General features: G+C 36.4%; 11 protein-coding genes and 4 tRNA genes. 7 read left to right on the plus strand and 8 right to left on the minus strand.

The features are described 5' to 3' along the window. Positions 1-64 precede the first annotated feature (64 nt). Positions 65-1,111 carry a hypothetical protein gene (locus FNW52_RS06285; RefSeq protein WP_143376614.1) on the minus strand — a complete coding sequence of 349 codons (1,047 nt, stop codon included), beginning with the start codon at positions 1,109-1,111 and terminating at the stop codon, positions 65-67. A gap of 170 nt (positions 1,112-1,281) precedes the next feature. On the opposite strand from FNW52_RS06285, the gene FNW52_RS06290 reads away from it, so the two are divergent. Further along, entirely contained in the window at positions 1,282-2,022 is a 741-nt protein-coding gene (locus tag FNW52_RS06290; RefSeq protein ID WP_143376615.1) for a tyrosine-protein phosphatase, read from the plus strand. A 211-nt stretch (positions 2,023-2,233) separates the two neighbouring features. Here FNW52_RS06290 and FNW52_RS06295 read toward each other — a convergent pair whose 3' ends face one another. The 6 genes from FNW52_RS06295 to FNW52_RS06320 all read right to left on the minus strand — a co-directional run bounded on the left by FNW52_RS06295 (position 2,234) and on the right by FNW52_RS06320 (position 9,811). Next, positions 2,234-3,376, minus strand: coding sequence for a DegT/DnrJ/EryC1/StrS aminotransferase family protein (locus FNW52_RS06295; RefSeq protein WP_143376616.1), 1,143 nt, complete (start codon positions 3,374-3,376; stop codon positions 2,234-2,236). 27 nt (positions 3,377-3,403) lie between these two features. After that, positions 3,404-4,306, minus strand: a complete 903-nt coding sequence (locus tag FNW52_RS06300) for an N-acetylmuramoyl-L-alanine amidase (protein ID WP_143376617.1) — start codon at positions 4,304-4,306, stop codon at positions 3,404-3,406. A gap of 43 nt (positions 4,307-4,349) precedes the next feature. After that, positions 4,350-4,838 (minus strand): hypothetical protein, encoded by a 489-nt coding sequence (locus tag FNW52_RS06305; RefSeq protein WP_143376618.1) that lies wholly within the window; start codon positions 4,836-4,838, stop codon positions 4,350-4,352. A gap of 26 nt (positions 4,839-4,864) precedes the next feature. Continuing rightward, entirely contained in the window at positions 4,865-6,178 is a 1,314-nt protein-coding gene (gene rimO / locus FNW52_RS06310) for a 30S ribosomal protein S12 methylthiotransferase RimO (protein WP_143376619.1), read from the minus strand. 1,091 nt (positions 6,179-7,269) lie between these two features. Beyond that, complete coding sequence (locus tag FNW52_RS06315; RefSeq protein ID WP_143376620.1) at positions 7,270-8,775, minus strand: OmpP1/FadL family transporter; 1,506 nt, start codon at positions 8,773-8,775, stop codon at positions 7,270-7,272. Between the two features lie 43 nt (positions 8,776-8,818). Further along, complete coding sequence (locus FNW52_RS06320) at positions 8,819-9,811, minus strand: hypothetical protein (protein WP_143376621.1); 993 nt, start codon at positions 9,809-9,811, stop codon at positions 8,819-8,821. Between the two features lie 102 nt (positions 9,812-9,913). Between FNW52_RS06320 and proS the strand changes: the two genes are divergently transcribed. The 6 genes from proS to rpsT all read left to right on the plus strand — a co-directional run bounded on the left by proS (position 9,914) and on the right by rpsT (position 12,175). Further along, positions 9,914-11,392, plus strand: coding sequence for a proline--tRNA ligase (gene proS, locus FNW52_RS06325; protein WP_143376622.1), 1,479 nt, complete (start codon positions 9,914-9,916; stop codon positions 11,390-11,392). 77 nt (positions 11,393-11,469) lie between these two features. Next, a tRNA-Glu gene (locus FNW52_RS06330) sits at positions 11,470-11,541 on the plus strand. A gap of 45 nt (positions 11,542-11,586) precedes the next feature. Then, positions 11,587-11,661 (plus strand) — tRNA-Glu (locus FNW52_RS06335). Between the two features lie 43 nt (positions 11,662-11,704). After that, positions 11,705-11,776, plus strand: a tRNA-Glu gene (locus tag FNW52_RS06340). A gap of 41 nt (positions 11,777-11,817) precedes the next feature. Then, positions 11,818-11,889: transfer RNA gene (locus FNW52_RS06345), tRNA-Glu, on the plus strand. Positions 11,890-11,923: 34 nt separating this feature from the next. Then, entirely contained in the window at positions 11,924-12,175 is a 252-nt protein-coding gene (gene rpsT, locus FNW52_RS06350; RefSeq protein ID WP_073207384.1) for a 30S ribosomal protein S20, read from the plus strand. A 71-nt stretch (positions 12,176-12,246) separates the two neighbouring features. Here the strand turns inward: rpsT and FNW52_RS06355 are convergent, their stop codons facing one another. Further along, positions 12,247-12,654 carry a response regulator gene (locus FNW52_RS06355; RefSeq protein ID WP_143376623.1) on the minus strand — a complete coding sequence of 136 codons (408 nt, stop codon included), beginning with the start codon at positions 12,652-12,654 and terminating at the stop codon, positions 12,247-12,249. Between the last annotated feature and the right edge of the window lie 2 nt (positions 12,655-12,656).

The following is a 12,656-nucleotide window of genomic DNA, read 5'->3' on the forward strand; positions in this document are numbered from 1 at the left end:
TTTCTTAATCTCTTAATGGTTCAAAAAAAATTGAATGTTTAAAATATTTCCAATTAAACCTAAATTACAAATTATTCAAAGTTTCCTTAAAATCGGCTAAACTACAGCCAAATTCGGCAAACATAATTTGGGATTCCTGCTTTTTAAAATAGTTCAGTACCAAAGCATCTTGTTCATTCTCTGCGGTATGGTCTATGTAAAATTCTTTTTCTTTTACCTCATCCAAAAAATGAATGTCATGACTTTGTCGGATCAAGATGTTCTTTAGCGCCATAGGAAATCCTCCGTATTTAGACATTGTTATAGAAACCCCAAATAGTACTTCGGGATTGGTTTCCATACCAATGTTAATAAGATGCATCTCGTTGATTTCTTCCCAATCTAGATTTTTGCCCATAAAACAAAGGGCATTTGCCATTTTTTGAGCGGGATAACTGATGTATCGCTGGCCTTCATTGATGGTTCTAAAAAGGATTTCCCCTTCTTCATCTTCATAGATTATAAAAGGAGCTTTTACTACTTTGCCATGTTTATCACTTTTTAAATAATAAAGAAAATAGCTCCCCAGGTAATACTTGCTAATGCATTTTAAAAAATGGTCTTTGACAGTTTTTGTCTTGCTGAAATTAAAATAGCCCTCTGTTAAATCATTTGGTTTTGAGCTGTTTTCATTAGGGATGATTGTGGCTGCTCCATACTTCCATTCATCCCATTCTTGAATAGGAACAGCTAAAAAAGTAAGTAATACATTCAATTTTAATTCTTTTGGACTCCCGCCAGACCAATAACTTTGCAGCGTTTTTCCGCTGACCCAATTAAAAGGCTTGTTTGGTTCTAAGGCTTTGAGATATTCTACCAAATCGTCCGAATTATCCAATTTTAATTCGCTTAAGAGCATTTCGAATTTTTGCTCGCCAAACAAAAGATGCTCTTGTAATAAATAGGGATTCTCTACAACAGTTCTAGTAACATTTTGATTGATATATTTGGCAATTAAATTGAAAACGGTTCGTGTAAATGTTTTCCAATCTGATTTTGCGGTGCGTTGTTTCAAAATAGAAGCAATTCCTTCATGTATCTCTAATGCATCAAGTACTCTTTTGGTTATCATAGAATGGAAAGTTTTTTTGAATTTTTATGGAATTGAAATTGGAAAACAATATTAAGTCAAATTTAAGACAAATGCAAACGTGTAAAAAAACACACTACTGTTTTTTTAAAGTTCTTAATACGATTTACTTAAATTTCACTTACTTTGTTATTCATTTTAAATAAAAGCAATTGTTTTTCTTTTCAAAAAATAGACCAGTATTAAAGGATTTGATTCCAACGAATTATGTCGATATCCATTCGCATTTATTGCCGGGTATTGATGATGGAGCGCGAACTTTTGAGGACACTCTTGGTTTGGTTCAAGCGCTACAAGGTTTTGGAGTTTCACAGTTTATTACTACTCCACATACCATGCATTCTATTTGGGACAATACAAAAGAAGGGATACTTTTGCTTAAAGATCAAACGATACTTTCGCTGGGTAAAAATGACATAAGGATACCTTTTCGTGCGGCTTCAGAATATATGATGGACGATCAGTTTGTGAAACTTTTTCAAGCGGGCGAGTTGTTGACTTTGAAAGATAATTATGTATTGGTCGAAATGTCTTATCTCAATGCGCCCATGCAATTGTACACCATACTTTTTGATTTGCAAATTGCAGGTTATATTCCTGTTTTAGCACATCCGGAGCGGTATCTATTTTACCACAATAATTTTGAGGAATATGCAAAATTAAAACGGGTTGGCTGTCTTTTTCAGCTGAATTTGTTGGCAGTTGTGGGCTATTATGGGGAGGCTGTAGCTAAGGTTTCAGAACAATTACTGCAAAAAGGAATGTATGATTTTGTAGGATCGGATGTGCATCATAGCAAGCACATTGCTTTTTTTGAGGAAAAAGTAAAATTGAAAGAGATAACGGCTCTCAAAGAAGTGATAACCAATAATCAGTTTTTTAGAATAGAGTAGAGATTAGAATTTTCGTTACTATTCAGCCTACACCAAATTAACGTAGGATTTAAAGAAAAATAGACACGAATTACACAAATTTGCACAAATTGCATTGTGAAATTGTTTTTTTTGTGAAATTAGATTCAATTTTAATTCTGAATTCGTGTTAATTCGTGAAATTCGTGTAAAATTTTTGTTAGACTGAATAGTTACGAATTTTCTATTCCAATTAACGCAACAATTTTAATAAAACAGTACGGATGCGATCTCTGTCGGAATCGGTTATGTTAGACCCTGAGGGCAAACTCAGTCCGTTTTCAAAAAGCGTTTCGGCAATTTTATTTCCATAAAAAGGGTAGTTTTCATATAAAGGTTGCAGGTGCATGGGTTTCCATAAGGGTCTGCATTCTATATTAGAATCCAATAATGTCAATCGGATGGTTTCTCGTGTAATTCCGTTTTTAGTTTCAGATGAATTTACCAGTATAGAAGTCAGCCAATAATTGGCAAAATAATCGGGGTTAGCTGTAGAAAAAACAGTAATTCCAGGGATATTTTCAAAAAGGGATACATAAAAATCATGCATGGCTCTTCTTAAAGCAATATGCTCTTCTAGCACTTTCATCTGACCACGACCTATCCCAGCACAAATATTACTCATTTGGTAATTGTACCCGACTTCGCTGTGTTGATAATGAGGTGCCTCGTCCTTAGATTGTGAGGCTAAAAATTGTGCTTTTTTCTTTAATTGATGGTTTGAGCTTACAATTGCCCCGCCTCCAGAGGTGGTTATGATTTTATTTCCATTAAATGAAAAAACACTGATATCTCCAAAAGTGCCGCATTTTTGCCCTTTATAACTGCTTCCCAAAGCCTCAGCGCTGTCTTCCAGAATTGGAATGTTATATTTGTTGGCAATGGCTCTTATTGCATCTATTTGGTACGGTACTCCATACAAATGAACTGTGATAATCGCTTTTGGAATTTGCCCTTTGTAAATGCAGTCCACAATGGCAGCTTCTAGAGCAATGGGACAAATATTCCAGGTTTCGAGTTCACTATCTATAAAAATTGGAGTAGCTCCTTGGTACAAGATGGGATTTGCCGATGCCGCAAATGTCATAGATTGGCAAATAACAACATCGCCCGCTTTTACATCCAAGAGAATTAAACCCAAATGAATGGCCGCCGTTGCTGAGTTTAATGCTGCTACAAAGACACTTTGAGATAAATACTTCTCTAAATCATATTCAAATTCGGTAATATTTGTCCCTAATGGAGCAATCCAATTTGTGTCAAAGGCTTCTTGAATGTAATTGAGTTCGGTGCCGCCCATGTGTGGAGAGGATAGCCATATTTTTGAATCTCTCATAAAGCGTTTCTTGTATAAAGAAAAATATTACTTCTTATAAATAGAGTAGATGGTATTTATAGTTTTTTCATCTAAAAGATCATTAACTTCCGTCTGAATAAAATGAAGCTTGAATGCCGAAATAGCAGCCGAATAGTTTTTGGTATTATAACCAATGATCTGTAGTCCTTGTTCTACATTAAAATCACTGGGTGCACAGGGTAGTACTTCATCTGGCCAAAGACCAAAACCATTTAGAGATAGGAGTTTCCATGGAAAAAACACACTTGGATCCACTTTTCTAGTTGGAGCAATGTCTGAATGACCAATAATATTTTGGGCAGGAATGCTGTAATCTTTTTTTAATTTGGTCAAAAGAGCCAATAAACTATTAATTTGTATATCAGAAAAGGGTTCTGAGCCATTATTGTCCAATTCAATTCCTAGAGAAACAGAGTTAATGTCAGTGTCTTTGCCCCACGAGCTATTGCCTGCATGCCAAGCTCTTAAGTAATCATTTAGCATATGAACCACTTTGCCATCTCTCGAAATTACATAATGAGCACTTACTTTAGTTTTTTGTGAGGTAAAAGTTCGTAACGTTTTTTGAAGCGAATCCTGGGCGGTATGATGAATAATGATAAAATTGGGTTTTCTTAAATTGAAATTCACAGTACCAACCCATTCCGATACAATGCCGTTTGGTAAAATACTAGTGTCGGTTTTAGAAAGAGTATCTTTATAATTCAGCAATTGATTTTTATAGCGATAGGCAATACTGTCAATGATTATCGCGGACTCATTTGTTAAGGGTGTAGCTTCTTTTTGAGAAAGGGTTTCTTTTAAAGAATTCATTTGGACGTCATAGACTTTCTCACTTTTCTTATACGGATTGGTGGAGCACGATGTGGCTATAGCGACTAAAATAAGATAGTAAAAGTGTTTTTTCATATAGAGAATTGGATTTTTTTTTTACAATCCAAAGGTTTGTTTATCAGTGTCTTTGAGATTCGATTTTGTTTTTTCGATCTTCACTCAAAATTTTATATTTCGCTTTTTGATCTTTATTCAAGATCTCCATTACTTCTAAATCGGTTATTTCGCTCAGTACTTTAAATTCCTTTGTTTTATCATCGTCACTCATTTCTTTTTTCTGTAATAAAACATCTTGTTTTTTTAGCGATTTGGTGTAGATATTATTGAGTACCACTTCTTGAAGCGCATCAAGAGTAAGCTCTTTTTTATAAAACTCTACAATCTTGGCTGCAGTTACTTCAGCAGGAATAGCTTTTGGAGCAGGGTTTTGACTGCCTTGATTCATTTGGCTCATTTGCCCCATTTGACTAGATCTACCACCATAGCCATTGTTTCCTCCACCATAACCGTTTCCACCATAACCATTGCCATATTGAGCGGTAATAGTGTTTGCTGACAAAAATAAAAAGGCCACAAAAAGTACTGTTTTAAATGTTTTTGTAATCATATATCTTGAAAATTAAATTCAAAAATCTAAGCTGGTTCTCCGTATAAATCAAATTCTGTTGCTTCAGTAATTTTGATCATTACAAACTCTCCTGTTTTTACATAGTGTTTTGTAGCGTCGATCAATACTTCGTTATCCACATCTGGGCTGTCAAATTCGGTTCTACCCACAAAATGACCACCTTCTTTTCTGTCAATGATACATCTAAAAGTTTGTCCTACTTTCTCTTGGTTCAAATCCCAAGAAATTTGAGATTGCAATTCCATGATTTCATTGGCACGAGCTTGTTTTACATCGTCTGGAACATCATCTTCTAGTAAATAAGCATGGGTGTTTTCTTCATGCGAATACGCAAAACATCCCATTCTGTCAAATTTCATTTCTTGAACAAAATCTTTCAAGATATTGAAATCTTCTTGTGTTTCTCCAGGATATCCCACAATCAAAGTGGTACGAATAGCCATTCCAGGAACTGCCGCTCTAAAGTCTTTTAATAATTGCGTTGTTTTTTCTTGAGTAGTCCCACGGCGCATCGATTTTAATACAGAATCCGATATGTGTTGCAACGGAATATCGATATAATTACAAATCTTAGGTTCGCGTTTCATGATTTCAAGCACATCCATTGGGAAACCAGTAGGGAAGGCGTAGTGCAAACGAATCCACTCAATACCTTCTATTTTCACCAAAGCTTCTAGCAATTCGCCTAAAGCGCGTTTTTTGTATAAATCAAGACCGTAGTAAGTCAAATCTTGTGCAATCAAAATCAATTCTTTCACACCATCTCTAGCTAATCCTTCGGATTCTTTTACCAGTTTTTCTATGGTTTGCGAAACGTTTTTTCCTCTCATTAACGGAATCGCACAAAAACTACACGGTCTATCACAACCTTCTGAAATTTTTAAGTACGCATAATTTTTTGGGGTCGTTGTCAAACGTTCTCCCAGTAATTCATGTTTATAATCGGCACCCAAAGCCTTTAATAAAGCAGGCAATTCGGTAGTTCCAAAATATTGATCCACGTTTGGAATCTCTTTTTCTAAATCAGGTCGGTATCTTTCAGACAAACAACCCGTAACAAAAACTTTATCTACAAGCCCTTTCTCTTTTTTGTCAGCATATTCTAAAATCATATTTACCGATTCTGCCTTGGCATTATCAATAAATCCGCAGGTATTAATCACGATAATATTCCCTTCATCCTCGGCTTTGGCTTCATGGGTAACCTCTTTTCCGCTTGCACGGAGTTGCCCCATTAGCACTTCACTGTCATACACATTTTTTGAGCACCCTAGAGTGATCACATTTATTTTATTCTTTTTTAAAGACTTCGTTCTCATAGTATTACATTCCCGATAATTTAGGAATTTTGCAAAATTACAATTTTTTGCGCAAACCTTGCTTGTTTCTGTTTCAAAATGCGGCTTTGTTTGCATAAAATGAATTTGGAGCACAGCATTTGGATTATTCAAGACCATTTGTCCCGCTGTCTGCTGTATCTTTTCTTTTTTAAAGGAAAAAAGAAAAGGATGCCGCGACCATCGGGGCTAGGCAAGCAATTTAGTTTTTCATAACGAGAAAGAGAATTTGAAAACGTGATTCATGCGTTTGTCCTAAATTTAAATAACGAGGTTTAACCCAGATTCTGCATTAAAAATCATTTGCCTTATTGATTGTTGCTGGCTAAATTCTTCTGAAAACCCTGAAAGGGTGAAATGATTATAGAAATAAGTAATTCCATCGTTCCAAAACCCCGAGGGGGTGGTATTTTTACATCTGAAGGTATTGATTATTAAGATGGAGGTTTTTTAATAAAAAAAGTTAAATAATTTCACCCCTTCGGGGTTTGCTCGTCGATACGGTACAAATTTTCTATAATCATTACACCCCTTTCAGGGTTTGGATGAGTTATTCCAAATTGTATTTGCTAATCTAATAATCGCAAAAGTTTCGGGATTGTTAGGATACAGATTATAATTTGTTTTATGCATGAAGTCTAATGCGAAATCTGCGTGAAAAATAGGCATACAGATTTCGCAGATTTACGAAGAAAACAACAAATTGAACTTTCTTAAGATAATCACATCATTTGCAAATATAAATTGATTCCGAAAAAAGTCTTAATATGAGCTGATTATCTTGTGTTTAACAGGTTTTTATATAGATGGTTTTCATTTTTTTAATAAAAAATAAGGCTCTCATTTTGCATTAAAGTTCTTGTGTAGCGCAAGAGGGATGGGAGCTAGTTACCGAAGTAACGTGTCCCGATAATTATCGGGAAGCCCGACCGCATTTGTGAAAGGGGCGGCTAAGCGGTATGAATATTAGCCTCTTTTGCAAATGGGGTCTTGCCCAAATTTTTCTAGATTAAAAAACAAAACCACTTTTGATAGGCTTCAAAAGTGGTTTTGGTTGTGTAGGATTATGTGTTTTACATTTCGAATATAAAAGTCATAGTGACATTGTTTTTGTATGTGTTGAGCTTGGCACTTTCTGTAAATCCTTGTGAGAAGAATTGTTGTTGAGAGCTGTTTTGCGTGTGTACATAAGCGAGATCCAGTTTTATGAATCCAAAATTGTATCCTAAACCACCCGAGAAACTGTTTAGGTCGCCTACGGTTGTGGCGTTATTATATGGACTTCCTTCAAAACGATATCCACCTCTTAGTCTGAAATTTTTAATTTTGTATTCGGTACCTATTCTTATTTCGTTTGATGCGCCAAGGGAGTTGTACATAGCACTGTTTAGTCCTCTGTAGTATGGATCGTTTACTGGGCTAAATTGTGAGGAGCTGTAATCTTTGTATTTGTAATCAAGACTTATTAGTCCGGATTTTCCAAAAACGTAGGCGGCACTTGCTGTAAAACTTCCTGGAGTGCGTAAATCATAGGGAGAATAATAATTAATTACATTAGGATCTACTACATCTTGAGGGAGCACCTCTACGGTGTTGCTGCTTACAGAAGTTAGTCTTTGAGATAATTCATCTTGTAAACTGTACCATGTTGGCGATTCATAGGTAAGACCTAAACGTATTTCGTTGGTTACTTTTGCAATTGCTCCCACTTGAAAAGAGAAACCAGAACCATACGTGTGTAAATTATTGGAGAAATTCAAATTCTTAACTTCATAATTGATATCCAAAGGGTTGTTGTTGGATTCGTAGAAGTTGGAGTTTTGTGTGTAATCTGTAAAATGAGAGTTTAGGTTAATTCCAAAATAGATTTTGTCCTTGTATTGCAAGGCAGTGTTAAAAATTAGTTTTCCGTTGTAGCCATTAGAGTAAACGCTGTTTTCTTGCTGGTAATTTCCGCCAGAGCGAACATTTGAAGTGTACGATGAGTTGTTAGGGGTTTCTGTTACAGGGTTTAGGATATAGCCTTGATAGCCAAGGAAAGCTTGTTGTGCTCCGTGGTTTAAATTGGCATATTTAGAATCTTGTAATACGCTTAGTGGAACTCCATTGGCATAACTTAAAAAGTAATTGGCAGCCGAATTAATAGGGCTCGTTCCAGCCGAAAATAATGCGTTGTCATAATTATTGGTATTTTCGTAATTGATGGCTAAGGTAAATGTTCTACAATCGCTATTTGGGTTATCATTTTTAAATACAAAAACACCTCCAGCTTGATTGAGGTCGAAAGAATTGTTGCTTGCCGAGGTGGTTGTGCCAAAATAACTAGAATTATTTTTAGTGGCATAATTACCCATGGTAAAGGCAAATTGATTGTTTATAAATACTGCTGAACCTGCAGGATTTACGTTCGTAGCCGATAAGTCTCCGCCAAGGGCTCCAAAAGCGCCACTCATGGCGGTAAAGCGAGCGGTTCCGTGTAATTCGGTTTGACCGTAACGAATGGCGTCCGAAATTTCTTGGGACTGAGCCGTGCTAAATGATAATCCGACTGCGAGTAATAATAATAAGTTTTTCTTCATTTGGTTGCGCTTTGGGTTAGAAAATTTCTAGTTTGGCTGTTCGTTATCTTCTGCCGCCGCCGCCAGATGTTCTTGATCCACCACCACCACCGCTAGACGTTCTTGATCCACCACCAGACATACTGCTACCACTGCTTCTGTAGGAGTTGTTGCTCGGAGCGTAATTGTTTGATGAACGTTGATAATTTTGGCTTGAAGTGTTTGTTCTATAATTTTGATTTGAATTACTAGTTCTATTTTGGTTGTAATTACTTCTGTATTGATCTTGTGTGTAGTTTCTTGTTCCTGTGCTACTATTTCTGTTTGTAAAAGTAGGAGAGGTTCTGTTTAAGTTACTATTGCTGTTTCGGGTGTAGGTACTACTGTTTCTACTGTAGTTATTATCTCTACTATAAGTGTTGTCTCTACTGTAGGTGTTGCTGTTTCTGGTATTGTAATTTCTGTTATAGCTAGAATTGTTGTAAGTGCCTGCGTAAGAAGATCCTCTGCGGCTGTAACTGTAATTGTAAGAGTACGGACTAGCTATAACGCAACCAGGGTATCCCCAGCCATAACTAGGATAGCCCCAGCCGTAATAAGGGTAGTTCCAGCCATAACCATAATAAGGGTAGCCGTAGCCGTAACCGTATCCATAATAAGGATAGCCAAAACCAAAACCAATAGACCAATAGTTGTTTGGGTAAACATTTATAGTTGTTTCTTGAGGCGAGCTACCCCATGAAGCATAGCTTGTTGATGGTGCTTGTATAGAATCGTTTTCGGAATTGTAGTTATTGCTGTAGCTGTTTACGTCAGTAAAGATCTCATTGGTATTTCCTGTATTTTGCAAAGAACTAAAATATTCTTTGTACTGAATAGCTGCTGGATTGTTTTGGGTTTCTTTTGTAACAATTTTTTCTCCATTTGTGCCATAAATGCCATCGTTCTCATAGTAGGAACTGTTTTGGTAAGAGCCACAAGAGGTTACCAGTATACTCAAAAATCCGATTAAGAAATAAAGCGGTGCTTTCTGGGTAATTAATGCATTTGTTTTCATATCGGTAGATTATTTTATTGTTGGACAATACAAATTTAGTTAGTTTTGCGTAATTATTTAGTTAAATTATATATAAACAAATATTATGCCAAACGATTCAATATGAGCAAGAACCTTACAACAAGAGCAGAAGATTATTCAAAATGGTACAATGAGTTGGTTGTTAAAGCCGATTTAGCCGAGAATTCAGGGGTTAGAGGCTGTATGGTAATAAAACCTTATGGGTATGCTATATGGGAGAAAATGCAAGCAGAACTCGATAGAATGTTTAAAGAAACAGGGCATCAAAACGCCTATTTCCCTTTATTCGTTCCTAAAAGTATGTTTGAAGCAGAGGAAAAAAATGCAGAAGGATTTGCAAAAGAATGTGCCATTGTTACTCATTATAGATTAAAAAACGATCCCGATAAACCAGGGAAGCTAATGGTTGACCCAAATGCTAAGTTAGAGGAAGAACTTATTGTTCGTCCTACCAGTGAAGCGATTATTTGGTCTACTTATAAAGGATGGGTACAATCGTACAGAGATTTGCCTTTATTGATTAATCAGTGGGCCAATGTGGTGCGCTGGGAGATGAGAACCCGATTGTTTTTGAGAACTGCAGAGTTTTTATGGCAAGAAGGGCATACTGCGCATGCAACTAGAGTGGAGGCAGTAGAAGAGTCAGAGAAAATGATGCATGTATATGCCGATTTTGCTGAGAATTTTATGGCTATTCCAGTTATAAAAGGATTGAAAACTGAAACCGAGCGTTTTGCAGGAGCCGAAGAAACCTATTGTATCGAGGCCTTAATGCAAGATGGGAAAGCATTGCAAGCGGGAACTTCACACTTTTTGGGGCAAAACTTTGCCAAAGCTTTTGATGTTAAGTTTGCCAATGCCGAAGGGAAGCAAGAGTATGTTTGGGGGACCTCTTGGGGAGTTTCGACACGATTGATGGGGGCGTTAGTGATGACGCATTCTGATGATCAAGGATTGGTGTTGCCGCCTAATTTGGCACCAATACAAGTTGTGATCGTTCCTATTTATAAAACAGACGAGCAATTAGAGGCGATTTCTGCCGAAGTGGATGTTTTGGTTAAAGCTTTTAAGAAATTAAACATATCGGTAAAATTCGACAATAGAACGACTCAGAAACCAGGATTCAAATTTGCTGAATGGGAATTGAAAGGAGTGCCGGTTCGAATTGCAGTGGGACCAAAAGATTTAGAAAACGGAACTTTTGAAGTTGCCAGAAGAGATACTTTGACCAAAGAGGTGGTTTCGAAAGATGGAATCACAACTTATATCGGCGATTTATTAGAGCAAATTCAAAAAGATTTGTTCGAAAAAGCATTAAATTATAGAAATACGCACATTACCGAGGTGAATAATTTTGAGGAGTTTAAAGCGGTTTTGGATAACGAAGGAGGCTTTGTTTCAGCACATTGGGATGGTACTGCGGAGACGGAAGAGAAGATTAAGGAATTGACCAAAGCGACAATAAGATGTATTCCTTTGGACAGGGTAGAACAAGCGGGAAGCTGTGTGTTTACTGGGAATCCTTCTGTAGGAAGGGTGTTTTTTGCGAAGGCGTATTAAAAAAAAAATATTTTTTTCGCCTCTACTATTGCGCTTCTCGAAAATAGTTGTATTTTTGCATCCGCATTAGAGAAGCAGGCCCGTTCGTCTATCGGTTAGGACGCATGGTTTTCATCCATGTAAGAGCGGTTCGATTCCGCTACGGGCTACTAATTTTTTGCAGATTAAAGTTATCCTGAACTAAGAGGGAAAATGGCCCGTTCGTCTATCGGTTAGGACGCATGGTTTTCATCCATGTAAGAGCGGTTCGATTCCGCTACGGGCTACCAGTTTTTTGAAGATTAAAGTCATCCTGAACTTAAGAAGGATAATGGCCCGTTCGTCTATCGGTTAGGACGCATGGTTTTCATCCATGTAAGAGCGGTTCGATTCCGCTACGGGCTACAATTCAGTTGTAGTAGATTGAAAATAACTTAGGAGGATAAGGTCCGTTCGTCTAGGGGTTAGGACGCCAAGATTTCGTCTTGGTAACAGGGGTTCGATTCCCTTACGGACTACAAAAAAAATAGTAAAAGATAAAAAAGCAATAAAATGGCAAATCATAAATCAGCTCTAAAAAGAATTAGAAGCAACGAAAAGAGAAGAGTATTAAACAGATACCAACACAAAACTACTCGTAATGCAATCAAAGCATTAAGAATTGCTACTGATAAAGTGGATGCTACTTCTAAATTATCAAATGTAATCTCTATGATTGATAAATTAGCTAAGAAAAATATTATACATGATAATAAAGCTTCAAACTTGAAGTCTAAATTAACTAAGCATGTTGCGAAATTGTAAGTAATACAATTTCTATATAAAACAAAAAGCTCCTTTATAGGGGCTTTTTTTGTGACTTCTTTTGAGATCTTTTATATTTTGTTTCTTAAATCATCAAGCATTAATGACGTAATGGGTTTGGGTAAGAAATCTATAACTATAGGGTAGGTTTTAGATTTGTTGATATCTTCGGGGTCTATGGTTGAAGATAAAATAATAACCTTGATGTTGTTGAAATTAAGATATTCAGCTGTATTAAAGAGGTCTAAAAACTCCCAGCCGCCCATTACAGGCATGTTTAGGTCAAGGAATATTAATTGAGGTTGGTTTGTGATGTTGTTTTGGTTGGGTGTGTTTTTTAATGATTTAAAAAAATCTAAAGCCTCTTCTCCGTTTTGAGCGGTTATTATTTCTTTTGAAAAGATGGCTTTGCTAATGACTTTTTTTAAAAGCATTAAGGCTATGGGGTCGTCGTCAATACACATGATTAGGTCTAGCATTT

Source organism: Flavobacterium sp. ZT3R18 (genome assembly GCF_007097385.1).
Taxonomy (GTDB): domain Bacteria; phylum Bacteroidota; class Bacteroidia; order Flavobacteriales; family Flavobacteriaceae; genus Flavobacterium.